The sequence below is a fragment of the Citrobacter meridianamericanus genome (assembly GCF_041320245.1).
In the GTDB taxonomy this organism is placed as follows: Bacteria; Pseudomonadota; Gammaproteobacteria; order Enterobacterales; family Enterobacteriaceae; genus Citrobacter; species Citrobacter meridianamericanus.
Window position 1 is genome coordinate 217,814 of the sequence record NZ_CP101037.1, and the last position, 15,611, is coordinate 233,424.

The window sequence follows — 15,611 nt, forward strand, 5'->3', positions numbered from 1 at the left end:
TGAACTGCATCTTTATGATGCAGTTCATATGATTTATATTTTTAATTTCTTGTTATATTAATATGGGGTGTGCGCAGGTTCAGACATATAAGGTCTTAGTTCTATATGAACAGAAGCGCCATTCCCATCATTTACTACGTTTAAAGGTGCTTTTCCCGGCAATGACATAGTTGCAACGTCAGGTCCAGAAACAGCAAAATTATTTTCTGCTGAAGGCATTACTGTAAAAATCTTTATAGCAACATTTTCATGTCTAAATAATGAAATCCCAAAAGTAGAACCAGCTTCGGTATTGCTCACGTCCACAACCACAGGGGTTTTTCCTAGATATTCATTAGTTAGTATGTTTTTTACTAATGCCCCTTCCGGGACAGTATAGATACGGTATGGATATGCTAAAGCCGTGTGACAAAAACATATTAAAATAACAATTAATGTTTGTTTCATAGATTATCCTCATTCAAAAATAAAAGATATAACTCTTGAAAATCGTGGTTAGTAATTAGGTCCGCTTTTCCGGGAAAATCGTAACTAACAGAAAATAAAAGCGAAAGCGAATCTTTTCCTTTTGCTTTGGGAGAGATTCTGCTAAAAGCACGGTTAATAAACATAAGTTGATCTTCATTGTTGAAGCAAAGTCCAAGCATTCCAACCGTAGGAACTACGAATGTGCTTACGCTGCCTGGGGGCAAAAGTTGCTTACTACGGGCATTGTAAGCACAACGACTACCACCTAGCGTTAGGCCTGAAAGCTCAATAAAACTTCTGGTTCCATTCTTGGCGACAAGCCAAACATCAGTTCCTGAACTTTCGACACGTAAAGTAACTTTTCCGTCAGTAAAGGCCTCACTTTTATTGTATAGAATAGGGTCAAAACCAACTGTCGGGAGTTCTTCGATTTTACTTTCTACTGACTGACAACCAGTCAGTAATGCAAACAATAAAAGTGTGATAACTTTAATCATCCCGCTTCCTTAGATTGTTTTTGGCGCTCGTTATAAAAGATAATGATTCACCGGGGTAGAGAATTGTTTCTTTCGTCCAATAACCATAACCACCGAGGATATTTTTTCTTTTCTCAATATAAACGGGTTCAGAAAATACTAAATGTTGATATTTAGGAAGAGATAAGATTTCATATTTTCCTTGTCCAACTAAGAGGTAATTCTTCTCTTTAGGATTGATGGTTACTGGATTACCAACACTTTGAGGTATGTTAAGTTTTTTTATATTTAGGTCAGAATAGTCAGGAACGGACACTTGATCATTAGACGTATTTCCGGGAAGAGTAAACCCTTTACCCTGATCCGGTCCAAAGATGGCAATTATATCTTTGTTGTTTCTTGTGATCGAAACGATAGCCTGAAGGGGCGTATTAGCAAGGTCATTTATAAACGATATAGTTAGACTTGATTTTGGCTCGACCCAAACAATGCTTTTTCCGGATGTGCCTTCGCTTAATGCAATTTTTTCATTTAGTAAGATTTTATTTTTGGCAATGATATTATACTCAAGTTTTGGTATCACAATAAAAAGTGATTCTTTATTTGAAACATTCATGATTTCTAAGAAATTGGTTTTGGTCATGCTGGTCTTTAGAACAGGCCTATATTTACCATTTATAAACCACCTTCCGTTTATAAGCTCCGCTTTAGCAGATATAAGTGAATCACTTTTCTGTGCGGCAGAAGAAAAAGCATCTTTTCTATGCTCTTTCTCTTGATGTGGTGCAGCTGCTGCGTGAAGATGCAAAAGTAATGTTGAAATTGAGATAATCTTCCAATTTATCTTCATCTTGTTACCTCAATGTTGTTTTCAATCGAATCGAGTTCTAAAGGATAGGTTTTAAGTGAATAAAACTTGTTTGTTGTTTGTATTAGCTGATGACACAATAAAACTGGATTGTTCTTCATGATTATTTCTACTAATGTAAGTGCTGGTGAGTCAGTTTGCGGTATACCCGGAGCAACTATTACCTGGTCTTCTAATTTTGACATATAGAGTGATCCAGTATTTATATGCAAACAATTACCGATCAGTACTGGAAGATTGTTTTGAGTACGACCATGGGCTTTTCGAATGCTGTTTACAGGATTCCTACCTAGGACCATAAGGTTGACGTCATTTATCATCATTGGTATTACGGCATGGTCCATACCGAATAGAAACTGGCTCTGAAAAATATTCACATTGGCATAGTTGAATGCTTGAAGCGCATTATAAGTATCAGTGAATGATGTGCGGATAGGGGCGTAATCAGAAGGGCAAACCCCAATTTTTATATCGCCTTTTAGTAAAATCTGCATCATCGTACCAAGCTGGGTATTAAGAAGTTTTTTTACCTCTTCCTCTAAATAGTAACGATTCACAGCTTTATGCCACTTTCCGCCCATTACACACCATCTCTCATTGAGGTATGTGCTGGGGTAAAATGTTCTCCGGTCTTTGTTTAATGGTAACAATTTTTTTAACATTTCTTCTCCGGCTCCGGCAGCTGAGAAATGCCTCACAAAACGTCCATCGAAAAAGCCACTGTTTATCGCCTTCATCAATTCTATGGGTTCCGGCCCATAGTCAAACAAATTTCCAGTAGAGAAAATTACTATCTCTTCTTCTGGCTTTGTAACTGATTGGATCAAGTTGCACAGCGCAGAGTAATGTCCATGAGGATCTGCCAGAAAGAAAATCCTTCCGGAGAAGTTTGTAAGGTCTATAGTTTGGACGTGCTCAGCTGCCATAAATTCCTCTACGTATGTTTACATCGATGATACGGTATTTCGAACTATGATTTTTTTACAAAAAGGCGTCATTTTGGATTCTAAGCCTAAGGACCTTTGTTACTTACAGGTAAAGGCCCCAGTCCTGGCTCTCAAACAGTTCATACTTAGGATGCAAAGTAACTTTCTGATTATAATTGGCTCCTTTATAAACATGGTTAATACATGAATACAGGAAATTTAACGGTAAGGTATTTAAAATGGAAGGATGCTGAAATAACATAGACTTACGTATTTTTTTAATAGTGTTAATGTTGATAATAGGTCACCATTAATGTATAAAGTTAATATCTAATATGGTCCTATTAATAAAAGAGAGTTTTTATGGCTGAACTATTAAAATCTGAAAGTCCTGTTTCACCATCAGTGCAGGATATCACTGAAGCTTTAAAAATCGTTGTCGATGATGGAAGTAAAGCTGCAAAACTGGTTTGTCTTAATGAAAGAAACGAATTAGTTCCCTTGCTTACACAAAATAGTTTTGTTCCAGATTTCCGTGTTCGCCATGAGGGTCTCAATCCTTTTAACTATCTTATTGATGGGCTGGAAAGGTTTTCGCATCACAGCGAATCTAGTAACTCACTGGAATCGACTGATGTATCTCACCAATACGATGAAATTAGCCGGTTAAATGTTCACCATGCACTTCATGCTTCTGGTTTAGTTCCTCAGGATGTTCACCTCTTTGTTACTTTACCACTTAGCCAGTTCTATACTGCTTTAGGGGAAACGAATATTGAAAATATTCAGAGAAAAAAAGATAATCTGATGAAACCAGTAGAGCGTTATCTTGACGGTAAACGCTATTCTTTTAACGTTTTGTCTGTGACTGTTTTCCCTGAATCTTTACCAGCTGTGACCCGGGCAGATGAAATTGAGGATATTGCTTCATTTGAATCAAGTTTGGTAATTGATCTTGGTGGTACTACTCTTGATGTTGCAAGTATTACTGGGCAATTAGAACAGATTTCGAAAGTAAAAGGTTTTGACCGTATTGGTTGTTCTATTGTTTACGATGAGATCAGCAGGTATCTTGAATCTGAGAAACTGAATACGAGTAATGCTTACATTCATCATCTTGTTGATAATCGTCATGATAAATCAGCTTTGAAGGTTGCAGAGGACAAGCGTGACGGTGTTTTTGATGCGGTAAACTCTGCGGTACAGAAGTTGCAAAGTAAAGTAATCAGAGCGGTTACACAAGTCGAAGAGAGGCCTCATAATGTTTTCCTTGTTGGGGGAGGTTCATATCTCATCGAAACAGCTATTCGTAAACATTTTGAAACGGCTAAAGTTATCATGGTAGACAATCCGCAGTTCGCATTATCTTTGGCAATTGCTGATACTATTTATTCAGAATAATGAGCTAGAACATGGCTAAATACCCTATCTCAAATAAGGCAGATAACGACCGGATTCAGATCCGGTCTTTCTGGATATCCGAAAGAAAAGCACCCTATGTTTATAGTTTCTTGAAAAAAACAGAACTTTGTCATAGGGGTGACCAACTGGATTTAATTAGGTCGGCTATTAGTACCGGGTTGGTATTAAATAATTTATTTCCTGACTTGGCAAATTTTATAAATGGTTTAAACGAAAGATTAACACTTGCAGATCTTAATAGGTTTCTGAATGATGGAAATACTATAGATACTGAACCTAAGCCTCCTATTAATGTATTGCTAGAGAATGTCTTAGATCAAAAGTTTAAGGAGTATTTAACACCTCTACAATTAGATAATTCAAAGCAGGATTCTGTTTCTGTAAAAGAAACCTTCCTTGTACAAAAGGAACATGCCTGCTTTGGTGTGAAGATTGAAAATGAGGGAAGCGATACCTCTATACCATCTGAAAGCCCACTTTCTTCAGGTGCATCCAAAATTTCAAAAGAAAAGTCCATTTCCTCTGTGGTGCCAGTGCTAGAAAAAGTATCGGATGAAAATCAAACCGCCTCCATAAGCATAAAATCTAAAGCTAAGGCAAACAAGCGACTAGCGACTTTGGCAAGATAGGGCTTTGTTGAATAAATCAGATTTCGGGTAAGTCTCCCCCGTAGCGGGTTGTGTTTTCAGGCAATACGCACGCTTTCAGGCATACCTGCTTTCGTCATTTTGTTCAGCGCTCGTACCAGGGCCATAGCCTCCGCAACCTGACCATCGTAGTCACGCAGCGTCAGTGAACCCCCGAACAGCTGTTTTACCCGGTACATCGCCGTTTCCGCTATCGAGCGACGATTGTAATCTGTTGTCCATTTCCACCGCGCATTACTCCCGGTCATTCGCTGATTAGCCACTGCACGGTTACGGTCTGCATATTCACCGGGCCAGTAACCCGCACCTTTTCGGGGAGGGATAAGCGCGCTGATTTTCTTACGCCGCAGTTCATCGTGACATAGCCGGGTATCGTAAGCGCCATCGGCGGCGGCTGACCTGATTTTCCGGTGGGTTTGCCGGATTAACCCGGGGAAGGCCTCTGAGTCCGTAACGTTGTTCAGCGACAGGTCTGCACAGATGATTTCATGTGTGTTGCTGTCAACTGCCAGATGCAACTTTCGCCATATACGACGGCGTTCCTGGCCATGCTTTTTGACTTTCCACTCGCCTTCACCGAAGACCTTCAGCCCGGTGGAATCAATTACCAGGTGTGCGATTTCACCCCGGGTGGGCGTTTTGAAACTGACATTAACCGACTTTGCCCGCCTGCTGACACAGCTGTAATCCGGGCAGCGTAGCGGAACGTTCATCAGAGAAAAAATGGAATCAATAAAGCCCTGCGCAGCGCGCAGGGTCAGCCTGAATACGCGTTTAATGACCAGCACAGTCGTGATGGCAAGGTCAGAATAGCGCTGAGGTCTGCCTCGTGAAGAAGGTGTTGCTGACTCATACCAGGCCTGAATAGCTTCATCATCCAGCCAGAAAGTTATGGAGCCACGGTTGATGAGGGCTTTATTGTAGGTGGGCCAGTTGGTGATTTTGAACTTTTGCTTTGCCACGGAACGGTCTGCGTTGTCGGGAAGATGCGTGATCTGATCCTTCAACTCAGCAAAAGTTCGATTTATTCAACAAAGCCGCAAGATAGGTGAGAGACAGTACAATCGACTTCTGAGTTCAACTTGTCTTACCAGGAAAGCCAGCATACTTGCTGGCCTTTTTTTTGTTATAATAAACTCAGGCTTCAGCTGAATCTGTAAAATTACTGTTAATGAAACGGTATTTTAGGTTAATTTGGATGCTGTTACAGGAAGTGCGGATTTTTCCTAAATTTGTAAAAAACCTAAGAATTATCTTAATAAATCTGGTACTTAATTATTATTTTACGTAAAAAGTCTTTGTGGTTTAATGGTTATGTAAGGATTTTTTGATACCCTTATACCCGATGGACCTAAGGTCACTGACAACGATGTTCATGTAGAATCTTCGTTTCTGTAATCCCTTTTGTCCTTGTCCCAAATGATTGATTATTATAATAAAGGCTGATCGAATGCTATCTCGCAACTCACTAATACATGGTTTACGCCGAGACCAGTTAATCGGAGTTCTGACTATTTCAGAGTTTCCGGTAGTTATGGTAGAAAGCCACTTCATTCAGTCTGAGGTTATGGGAATAAAACCCGTAATTTTTAATATTGATGAGCTTCTTGTTTCTATATCCCCAATTTCCTCTCTTAAGTTCGATTGGGAGTGGGCCCCAGTTGATACAATACTCATTGAAGTTATCATTCCACCTGTAGAGTCAGACCTTGTAAGTGCAGAAAATGACTTCCTCCGTGATTCTGGTATTGGCCATATCCAGTGCGAGCCTGGCGGAGCATCAATACGACGTACAGTTACCTTCGTTGGTGGAATAACCGCTGATAACTTACTGTATCAGTTGAGGCTTATGTGCGTAAGCGCGTTAAAACTTTTAGGAGAGGAACTGGGGGATGAAGTCTAAGATTAGATATGTTTTATCTGGTTTTGTTGTGTTATGTGCATTTGCTGGAGTTTATAAAATCCTAAACAATGTTCCGGTTAAACCTGACCTTTTGGACTTCACTGGAAACACATTTAAAAAGACATCACTCTTCCTGCCATGTGATAAAAGCTCGCCTTCTTTAAACATTAAAATTGCTGATAACGAGAAAATCGTGATCAACGGCATCGCTTCAAAAGTAACTTTTGTTGAAAAGGCTGACCCCGTCAAAAGCCCTGGTTTTTGTGATGATCTTGATCTAAACAATTCTCGCCTTGTACATACGGCATCTTACAGCCTGGTGATTTCTGAAACCAAAACAGGATTTACACTATCAAATTTCAAGCATCTTGCCGATGATGAATCATTAGGCGGTATGTGGTTTTATCAAAAGTGACTTTTTATATGGCAACTTCAGACTTCGCTCTTAAAAACCATAATGTTAAAGCATTTGGTCAGGATGCAGCCCTTGTCATTGAGATGAACAATGAAGATGTTAGCTCATCAAAACCTTCACCTTTTTCAAATGAGATTGATAATTATTATCTTACATTGCACGTCGCTCCAAGGAACGCAAAAAAAGATTATGACTGGGGCTCAAACCGTTCTGTACTTCTAAAATTGTCGACGAATGAAGTTATGCAGATGGCATCTGTATTTCTTAGAATCATGCATACTTTAAAGATTGATAAGAGGAAAACCTCACATCATGGCCACGTCGTATACAAAAATATAAGCGTTACCCCAAACGAGAGGGGCGGTTTGTTGTTATCCGCAGGGATAGTTCCAGTCGATAAAGATGGCTTAAAACCCTTCATGCACATGGTCCCCGTCTCACAAATGGATTGCGTTAAAATTGGCCTCTACATACTTGGATATCTTGCTCAAAAAACGCCCTGGGTAAGCTCCGAGTCTATAATTACCGCGCTTCGCTTATCTGAAGCCAAGAATTCAAAATAGCGCATTAACATACGGAATATACGGAAAAATACAGGTTTTTTTAAATGTTATACGAACGGATATTTCTGTTTTTCATCGTAAAGTGAGTTTAATTTTGCTCAGAAAAACAGGTATTCGTCATGAGAAAATCAGGTTTAGGTTTAGCCCTGTTGTTTTCTTTAATTGCTCCGATTAAAGCGGTCTATGCTGAAGCGATTATGATTTCAGGAAAGCTACAGGCTGATTTGCCAGCCGTATCCTTTGACCCGGGGCCGGGCGACTTTGTTGCATACGTTAATTCTAACACTATCACTGCCTCAGGTGCAGGCACAGCCTGTAATGTAACGGTTGATGATCGAGCGACTTCCTCTGTTGATAACCTCGTTTGTTTTTTCGAGTGGTTACCCAATACCTTGGGATTAACTTCTAACGGCTTCACTCTTTCAGGCGTTCCCAACACCACCGGTGATTTAAAACTACCTTACAAGATTTCTTACTTCTCTGGTTCTGAACGGAAAAAAGTTGAAATAGTAAAAGGTGAATATTCAATCAAAAGTGTGGCACCGGTAAAACCAACTATCACCGGTCTTAAATCATCCCTGAACGGATTAGTCTATGACGGCTTTTCTTTCAAATCGTATTTAAAGGATGAAGCGATCAAAGATATCGCTGTTTCTGTTGAACCCCGCAATTATATTCAATACATCTCAATAGGTTCAGGCTCCGCCTGTGAAGTACCTATTGGCGGAACTTCCTGTACCATTGAAGTTGGAAGCATTAAGGCCAGTGATACAGATGAACTTTTGGGTTCACGTGATATCACAATTACAGCAAACTCTAAGAATAATTATTTCGCACCTCCTGAATCCAAAAAGCTTGTTGTTAACTGGGATTATCGGCCTCCTGTAGTAGACCATACACTTTGGAATTTTACCGATGAGGCTAAAACAATCAAAGTAGGTGGCCAGGACATCTATACCGGAGCCAAAACCGTTGCTGTGGCCGTTAAGGTACCCCAGCAAGAAACAGAAGGTGAATGGTGGCTCCCAACAGCTATGTCGCTCACTATGACTCCGGATGGCGTGTTTAAGCCGACGACTAAAGTGACTTTAGATGATGGCACTGAGATTGATTTCAAACAGTCCTGGGCAACCCCTTTACGTAGAACTTTACAGCCGGTAAGTGGACCTCAAAAAGTCGGTGATGAGTACCTCTATATCTTTGACTTAACGGATCTTATAAACGGGTCCTACGCAGCGACTTTTACAGTAGAAAATACGAGCAAAAACTCTTCTACGTACACTGAGCCTGAAAGCAAACTGATGCTGTCTGATAACCCAACGCTTATGGTTCTCAAAGATGGGCAGGTATTAACTAAACGAGCACCCGTATACTTCCTGAACGAGATTATCGTTGCAGCTTTCCAGGGGCAGGCTGGGGTTGCTGACATAAAATCAGTAACAATAGACAACAAAGTAGTTTCGTTAACACCTACAAATTATAAAGGTATTTACTACCTGCCGGTTGGAGACGATTTAGCAGTTAATTCGGATCACGAGATTACTGTGGTGGCTGAAAACCTTTATGGAAAAAACGTAAATTTCAGTACCGTGTTCACTTATCAACCTACTGGATTCACTCTTAAGAATCTGGAAAAAAACGTAACTCTTTACTCGCGCGTACGTCAGTATACGGACCTGCTTAGTCAAACAGCTGGTGATAAATGCACTCTGTTTACCACAGAGGAAAATGCGAATGCTTACCTCGCCTGGTATGGGGAAAAATCAGATGTTACAGCATGCTACCCTCAGTGGAACAATGTCCCTGATGGGTTGGAGTTCTATTTTAAAGGACGTACCCCGGGTCTAACTGGATTCTTTAATAAAACAGGTGAGAATCTGCTCGACTATCAAGTCTATATGATTAACGGGAAGGGCTCTAAAGCGGTTTCCGCAAGGAATCGCCGTACTCTGACCACACAATTACCATACAACCCGATCATCTCTTACAAAAAGAATAAAGTCATAGCAGGCATCAATCCGAACACTGCTCTGGCTTATACGACCGGGGGGGAGGCCGCTCGAATATTAGCGAAGGTGGTACCAGCTGACGTTACGATGATCGTCTCTCAAAACGGCTCTGAGGCTGTCAAAACGTCATTTAAAAATCGTTCCTCAAACAACGATGCAACGACCTTTGTACAAAGGGTCAAGGTTGCTGCTGCACCATTGTGGACAAAGAACGTCTTTGACATAGCTGTAGAATACTCAAAGGATCCAGAATTAAGAACTACAGACACCCTCAACGTATATACGGTGCCTGATTTCAATATTCGAGCATCGATGGAAGTGGATGACAAAAAAACAGCCACATCTCTTGAAGTGCCCTTAAAGGTAACAGTGGGGCGTTATAACAACTCCACACGTAAAAGTGCATTTGACCGTAAAACAATGGGAGAATGGGACGTCACGATATACTCTCAAAAAAGTGTATACGGCAAAGATCCAGAAACAGGCCGTTATAAAACTACATACGAAAGAACTGCGCTGACTGAAGCATTGCCGGTCAATGATGCGGGCATTGTCGAAACCAAGATTAAAATTGAAAATATGGATCTGGGTAATATGCGTCTGGTTGGTGTGGCTAAGGTCAGATCGCCATTCTCTGATTTTGAAATGAAACGTGAGACCAGTGCTGTAGGCATTCGAATCTATAAAGGTGAGGAACTGGAGGGTAACCTGTCGAAAAGCCTTATTATCGGAAGGATCCCACTTAGTACTCTGGTAAGCTTCAAATCTGCCAGTACGGCTAACTCTGATGCACTCGCCCCCACCGAATGGCAGCAGTCCTCTGATAATGGTCAAACCTGGACCATGCTTTCCGACATGACCGGAAAGAGAAGTGTAAGTATCAAAAAGACAGAAGTAGGAAAGTGGCTTTATAGGGCAAAAATGACTAATAAATTCACATCCAAGATTTCCTACACAGATGCCTTAACGGTAGTTACCTACAAGCAGCCTAAGCTCAGTATAGATGTTACAGACATTCTTCAGGGCTCAGATATACCTGTAACCCTGCTTGATAACGATGAACCTATACCAGCAGGCACCGCTGAGGTTCTCTGGTCAGAGGATAAAGTCAACTGGGTGCAGGGAGATACAACTTACACTGTGGCTTCAGCTGATACCCTACCGTCTACGATTTATGCCCGGATGCGTTACCTTGATTCCGATGAACTGGCAGAGGAGTCTTCATGGAAGGAAACGTCTGCTCGGTTGGCAGCCGCAAAACCCAAGCGCCTTTCTGTCTCGGTAACGGGGGTTTCAAAGGTAGAGGTTGGTCAAAAAGTTACTTTGGAAGGTAAGTTCACGAACCCTAACAGTAAGTACCAGAATGGTAATAACGTAGTTGAAGAATGGAAAACACCGGATGGCCAGACATTTAAGGGCTCTTCACTGTCTGTTACCCTTACTGAGCAAATGTTGGATAAACAGGGATATGCTGCTTTTGAATACAGTGCATGGTTAGCGGACAATAAGGAGAATACGGTTTCTACCCGTAGAGTTTCTGTCAAATCGTGGGTTTATAAATTTCCCGAGATGAAAATAAGCTCCAAACTTAAATACGACATGGCACCGACCACCCTACGCGTTGCGTTGAGCGGTATTAAGGATGGAGACTATCCTGGTGTTACTTATTCCCGTGAATGGATCTACGACAAAGAGAATCTGGTAATCACTAAAGATGAAGGTGACACCAAAGAATTTACAATTGAAAATCCTGGCAAATATACATTGATGGTTGTTTTCAAAGATAACCGAAACAATGAACAGCGTATCGAAAATACCTTTGTTGTCGATGAACAAACGCCAATGAACGTTGAGATGACACCCAAGTTCTCTAACAAATATATGAGAGCTCCACTCGATGTAACCTTAAGGTCAAACATCAAGCTATCTCATTCGGCGGACTCGATAGATACGGTCACATACAAGGTGAACGGTGAAGTAATACCCAGCGGCAAAAATTATTGGGCTCAACTGATCTCGGGTTTAAAAGAAAAGAAATACGAGATTACAATTGATGTTGTTAGTAAACTTGGACAGAGAGGTTCAGCATCTGTTGAGTTTGATGTCGTTAAAAACGCAGTGCCTAATTGTACATTGAGCTACACGGAAACCAACCTAAGCTGGAGCTTTACCAATAAATGTGATGATACTGATGGAAAAATGGTTAGATATGAATGGTTCATCAACGGCGAATTAAGGAACGTTTTCGGTAGTACGGCTACACTTTCTAAAAACCTTAACCGTGGTAAGCAGGACATAAAAGTAATTGCTTATGATGATAGTGGAGACTTTGCAACACAGCACGTGACAGTTTTCGGACCGGCTGAAGAGGCAAGTAAGTCTGAAAACACTGTATCAATACCAAGCAGTGAGTAGTTAATTTTTAAATATAAAGCCGGGACATTATGTCCCGGCTTTTTTATACCCAATAATTGGACCTTTGAAAAATTAATGTCGGAAAGTAACTTTGCTCCAAAGGCATCTTTCATGGCCGCTAACAAAGCTGCGTATACATGCTGAGGAATTAACATTCTTATAGGTGAATATTAGGTTGGTTTGCAGACTTCCGAGCGTTGAAAAACATGGATAATAATTACTTGGATAGAGGTGCATCTGCCTAGTAAAAATATTCTTCAGTGCCAGTGAGAAAAATATGAGCGACTACATACCTAAAAAGAGAGGGCTGCTTATACTGGATTGGTATGTCCCCCTTAATATTTTATTGCTGATTCTCGTTATGTGTGTCTTTTTCACCCGTTATACATTTGGATACGGTTTATTGAATGGGTGCCTGCCTGCTGATTTTTATATGATTGATCATTCGGATAAAAGTATTAAAACTGGTGAACTCATAGCATTTAACATGCCGAAATCGGTACGTTTTATCCCAGAAAATGAACGAGTCATAAAAATTGTTGCCGGTGTGGGCGGTGACAAACTTAAAGTAACAATGGATGGGGTTTATAACGGGGACAAATTTTTTGAAGCTAATGCACGTCGTATTTCGAAGAAATACAATATTCCGTCCATTTTGATTGAAAAAGAATTGATAATTCCTGAAGGCGAAGTTTTCCTAATTGGGCAAACCGATCACTCATGGGATTCCCGTTTTTGGGGAACAGTAAAGCTGAATTCAGTAATTGGGAAAACATATGCGATCTTTTAATGTAAATAAAAAATATTTACCAATACTTCCTGGACTTGCGTTATGTGCAGTTTTAAGTAATACAAATGCAAGCACTGAGTATCAACATGATGCTGACCTAATCGCTCAGCAAGCAAAAGGGCTTGGGGCACAGGCTAAAGGTGCACAGCAGCCAGATGGGGCTCTTAGCCTTGATGCTACGCTAAAATCACCAGATGTGCAGAAGTACATAGCGCAAGCTGAAGCACTCCAAAAAAACCAGGACCTGAGCAAGCAAATAAACCGTGGTTACGTCCCCGGTATGAATGCGGATAGTGTTCAAGCAGTTATAGACCATACCCAGGCTATCAGGGCCCAAAGTAATAACTCTGAAGCTGTCAACGATATAATTAGAAGACGTGATGAAATTCAAGAAAACGCCAGCCTTAATGAAGCGGCTCTGAAAGCTGTGGAAAATAAGCCGGAAGTCATGCGAGGACAATCTAAAAATATCGAAAAATTGTTTGGTTCCTCGGGCATCACAGCTGCTGACTTCGAAAGAAAAATGGATAGCACACGTGAAGAAGCACTATCAACTGAAAATGGAATAACGATCTTTGCTTCATTTAGCTTGCCGGATTATGTACTGGAAGACCTTCTACGTACGGCCTCAGAGCATAAAGCTCGTGTAGTTTTCAATGGTCTAAAGAAAGGAACTACTCGGCTACCAGAGACACAGGCAGCAATAAACCAAATGATTGTCAAAGGAAAATTTGAATCTCCTTTGATTACAATTGATCCTGATAGCTTCAGTCAGTATCAAGTAACTCAAGTACCGACAATTATTTCTAGGGAGCAAGCTCGTTTTGCAAAAATGGTAGGCTCCTTCAACGTTGAGTTTTTTCAGCGAGAACTTGCTAAAAAACCCGATCAGGATATTTTCCCGGTTGCTGGTACCACTTATCCCGTTGAAGAAAAGAGCATCATTAAAGAACTGGAAGAACGTGCACAAAAATATGACTGGGAAGGTGCAAAAAAAAGGGCCGTTTCTGACACATGGAAAAATCAATGGATGGTCGACCTCCCTCCTGCCCAGGAACACAAAGAATTTTTAATTGACCCTACAGTGAGGGTCACTCAGGACGTAAAAGATAAGCAGGGCCGTGTAATAGCTTCCGCCGGTGAGTTGATTAATCCACTTTCGAGATTTCCTCAAAACCTGACGATGATAATTTTCGATCCACTCAATCCGGGCCAGCTGGTATGGGCTGAGCAGCAGTATCGACAACGTCTGGGTAGTGGAAAAGTAATGCCAATGTTTACCCGTATCCAAAAAGATAATGGATGGGATCACCTAAATGATTTACGTGAAAAATTTAACGGTAAGGTGTTTAAAGTTAACGAACAGATCATCTCACGCTTTCAGATTAAAAACACACCTGCGCTTATAACTACTGACCAAGATAAATTCCGGATCACCCTGTTTAGCGAGGCAGAAGTCCGTGGTATCGGAGCCCCAAATCTTTCAGAGGAAAAATAAGATGAAACTCGGATTTATTATAGGCGCTCTCTTTGCAACATGGCTGACGCTAAATTATCCGGACCAGATGAGAAGTTATTTTACCAAAGCCGTCGACTATATCGAAAGTGTTGCAACATTTATTACATCCAAGTGAGCATGATGGTGAAAAAATTCAAAAAGTTACTTTTAGAGTTCATTGTAGCAGTTATGCTTTCGCTTTCTATACCGGGTATGGCTATGGCAGCAGATGCTGGAGTCCCTGGGGCTATGTGTCAGTCAGCTGGAGTGTGGCAGGGCTTGATTAAGAATATCTGTTGGAGCTGCATTTTTCCCATGAGGATAATGGGCATAGGGGCAGCTCCAGAAGGCGCTGCTCCTTCACGTCCGGGTTGCTACTGCACAGATCAGAACGGCGTACCGGAAATAGGTTGGCAATTGAGCTTCTTTCAGCCGGTGAAGATTGTAGAAGTTGTAAAGAGCCCCTGGTGCAGCCCCTTTCTTGAAGGCACGATGCTTCAAAAATCGCAGTTTGATATTGGTAAAAGCAACACAAATCAGCCAATGACAGCAACTGAAGCCGGATTTTACGATGTTCATCTTTGGGAGTTCCCAATCATGACAATGCTCAAATTACTGATTATTGGCGAGTGCACTGCTGAACCCTATATAGATGCCAGCCTGACCTATATAAGCGAAGTGGACCCTATGTGGGAAAGTGATCTGCTTACACTCGTCCTGAATCCAGAGGCAGTAGTTTTTGCAAACCCAATTGCCTCAATGGTGTGCGCTGCTGACTGTGTAGCAGTAACAGCAGGAAAGGATAATCTCGCTGCATACTTTTGTGCCGGATGCGATGGCAACCTTTATCCATTAACCGGCCACATTTACGCAAATGATGACGCTGTAAGGACGAGTTCACTGATAACCCAGCGTCTTCTGACTAAACTACATCGCCAGGGAATGCTGATGCGAACGATGGGAGCAGACGCAATGTGTGAGAAAACGTGGGAATACTTTACACCTCGTTCCCAGTATCGGCTTTCAATGCTTTTCCCAACTCCTGAGGCGAAAGGGCCGGATTGCTGTCATCGTCTTGGTGATTCGGTACATGACTGGTCAACCCTTAAAGGTGGGCGCAAAAAAATAGGCAATGATAATTATGTCTATATGTTGTGGCGTTACAATGACTGTTGCGTCAGATATATACCAGGCGCTTGATTTCTAAGGGT

General features: G+C 41.2%; 14 protein-coding genes. 9 read left to right on the top strand and 5 right to left on the bottom strand.

The window, feature by feature from the left end; all coding sequences use genetic code 11:
- Window positions 1–57: 57 nt before the first annotated feature.
- The 4 genes from NMD08_RS27035 to NMD08_RS27050 are packed head-to-tail and all read right to left on the bottom strand — an operon-like array spanning window position 58 to window position 2,738.
- The gene (locus NMD08_RS27035) at window positions 58–447 is read right to left on the bottom strand and encodes a hypothetical protein (RefSeq protein WP_000815011.1); all 390 of its coding nucleotides are present in this window, start codon (window positions 445–447) and stop codon (window positions 58–60) included.
- The gene (locus NMD08_RS27040; protein ID WP_000598517.1) at window positions 444–965 is read right to left on the bottom strand and encodes a hypothetical protein; all 522 of its coding nucleotides are present in this window, start codon (window positions 963–965) and stop codon (window positions 444–446) included. Before NMD08_RS27040 ends, NMD08_RS27035 begins: the two co-directional genes overlap by 4 nt.
- Complete coding sequence (locus NMD08_RS27045) at window positions 958–1,794, bottom strand: hypothetical protein (protein ID WP_000700976.1); 837 nt, start codon at window positions 1,792–1,794, stop codon at window positions 958–960. The genes NMD08_RS27040 and NMD08_RS27045 overlap by 8 nt, the downstream gene beginning before the upstream one ends.
- A complete protein-coding gene (locus NMD08_RS27050; RefSeq protein ID WP_000718595.1) occupies window positions 1,791–2,738 on the bottom strand; it encodes a metallophosphoesterase in 948 nt (315 codons plus the stop codon). The genes NMD08_RS27045 and NMD08_RS27050 overlap by 4 nt, the downstream gene beginning before the upstream one ends.
- 363 nt (window positions 2,739–3,101) lie before the next feature.
- Here NMD08_RS27050 and parM point away from each other — a divergent pair, with 363 nt between their 5' ends.
- Both parM and NMD08_RS27060 read left to right on the top strand, forming a co-directional pair.
- Window positions 3,102–4,139 (top strand): plasmid segregation protein ParM domain-containing protein, encoded by a 1,038-nt coding sequence (gene parM / locus NMD08_RS27055; RefSeq protein WP_000818954.1) that lies wholly within the window; start codon window positions 3,102–3,104, stop codon window positions 4,137–4,139.
- A gap of 11 nt (window positions 4,140–4,150) precedes the next feature.
- Window positions 4,151–4,789 (top strand): hypothetical protein, encoded by a 639-nt coding sequence (locus NMD08_RS27060; protein ID WP_012695436.1) that lies wholly within the window; start codon window positions 4,151–4,153, stop codon window positions 4,787–4,789.
- 56 nt (window positions 4,790–4,845) lie between these two features.
- Here the strand turns inward: NMD08_RS27060 and NMD08_RS27065 are convergent, their stop codons facing one another.
- Window positions 4,846–5,814: an IS5-like element IS903B family transposase gene (locus NMD08_RS27065; protein ID WP_072201439.1), complete on the bottom strand. Its 969-nt coding sequence runs from the start codon at window positions 5,812–5,814 to the stop codon at window positions 4,846–4,848.
- 443 nt (window positions 5,815–6,257) lie between these two features.
- Between NMD08_RS27065 and hdtA the strand changes: the two genes are divergently transcribed.
- The 7 genes from hdtA to trhU all read left to right on the top strand — a co-directional run bounded on the left by hdtA (window position 6,258) and on the right by trhU (window position 15,600).
- Window positions 6,258–6,710: a H transfer determinant A gene (gene hdtA, locus NMD08_RS27070; RefSeq protein ID WP_000952689.1), complete on the top strand. Its 453-nt coding sequence runs from the start codon at window positions 6,258–6,260 to the stop codon at window positions 6,708–6,710.
- The gene (locus tag NMD08_RS27075; RefSeq protein ID WP_000836981.1) at window positions 6,700–7,125 is read left to right on the top strand and encodes a hypothetical protein; all 426 of its coding nucleotides are present in this window, start codon (window positions 6,700–6,702) and stop codon (window positions 7,123–7,125) included. The genes hdtA and NMD08_RS27075 overlap by 11 nt, the downstream gene beginning before the upstream one ends.
- Window positions 7,126–7,133: 8 nt before the next feature.
- Window positions 7,134–7,688: a plasmid transfer protein gene (locus tag NMD08_RS27080; RefSeq protein ID WP_000235773.1), complete on the top strand. Its 555-nt coding sequence runs from the start codon at window positions 7,134–7,136 to the stop codon at window positions 7,686–7,688.
- A 119-nt stretch (window positions 7,689–7,807) separates the two neighbouring features.
- Window positions 7,808–12,112 (top strand): IncHI-type conjugal transfer protein RSP, encoded by a 4,305-nt coding sequence (gene rsp / locus NMD08_RS27085; protein ID WP_001232109.1) that lies wholly within the window; start codon window positions 7,808–7,810, stop codon window positions 12,110–12,112.
- Window positions 12,113–12,389: 277 nt separating this feature from the next.
- A complete protein-coding gene (trhF, locus tag NMD08_RS27090) occupies window positions 12,390–12,902 on the top strand; it encodes an IncHI-type conjugal transfer protein TrhF (RefSeq protein WP_001286760.1) in 513 nt (170 codons plus the stop codon).
- The gene (locus NMD08_RS27095) at window positions 12,889–14,400 is read left to right on the top strand and encodes a TrbC family F-type conjugative pilus assembly protein (protein ID WP_001256132.1); all 1,512 of its coding nucleotides are present in this window, start codon (window positions 12,889–12,891) and stop codon (window positions 14,398–14,400) included. Before trhF ends, NMD08_RS27095 begins: the two co-directional genes overlap by 14 nt.
- A 144-nt stretch (window positions 14,401–14,544) precedes the next feature.
- Window positions 14,545–15,600: an IncHI-type conjugal transfer protein TrhU gene (gene trhU / locus NMD08_RS27100; protein ID WP_181231580.1), complete on the top strand. Its 1,056-nt coding sequence runs from the start codon at window positions 14,545–14,547 to the stop codon at window positions 15,598–15,600.
- Window positions 15,601–15,611 lie beyond the last annotated feature (11 nt).

Excerpts from the sequence above, each read along its gene's own strand:
- NMD08_RS27080 (WP_000235773.1), top strand. The coding sequence starts at position 7,134 with ATGGCAACTTCAGACTTCGCTCTTAAAAACCATAATGTTAAAGCATTT.
- NMD08_RS27075 (WP_000836981.1), top strand. The coding sequence starts at position 6,700 with ATGAAGTCTAAGATTAGATATGTTTTATCTGGTTTTGTTGTGTTATGT.
- rsp (WP_001232109.1), top strand. The coding sequence starts at position 7,808 with ATGAGAAAATCAGGTTTAGGTTTAGCCCTGTTGTTTTCTTTAATTGCT.
- NMD08_RS27060 (WP_012695436.1), top strand. The coding sequence starts at position 4,151 with ATGGCTAAATACCCTATCTCAAATAAGGCAGATAACGACCGGATTCAG.
- parM (WP_000818954.1), top strand. The coding sequence starts at position 3,102 with ATGGCTGAACTATTAAAATCTGAAAGTCCTGTTTCACCATCAGTGCAG.
- NMD08_RS27050 (WP_000718595.1), bottom strand. The coding sequence starts at position 2,738 with ATGGCAGCTGAGCACGTCCAAACTATAGACCTTACAAACTTCTCCGGA.
- hdtA (WP_000952689.1), top strand. The coding sequence starts at position 6,258 with ATGCTATCTCGCAACTCACTAATACATGGTTTACGCCGAGACCAGTTA.
- NMD08_RS27095 (WP_001256132.1), top strand. The coding sequence starts at position 12,889 with ATGCGATCTTTTAATGTAAATAAAAAATATTTACCAATACTTCCTGGA.
- NMD08_RS27045 (WP_000700976.1), bottom strand. The coding sequence starts at position 1,794 with ATGAAGATAAATTGGAAGATTATCTCAATTTCAACATTACTTTTGCAT.
- NMD08_RS27040 (WP_000598517.1), bottom strand. The coding sequence starts at position 965 with ATGATTAAAGTTATCACACTTTTATTGTTTGCATTACTGACTGGTTGT.
- trhF (WP_001286760.1), top strand. The coding sequence starts at position 12,390 with ATGAGCGACTACATACCTAAAAAGAGAGGGCTGCTTATACTGGATTGG.
- NMD08_RS27035 (WP_000815011.1), bottom strand. The coding sequence starts at position 447 with ATGAAACAAACATTAATTGTTATTTTAATATGTTTTTGTCACACGGCT.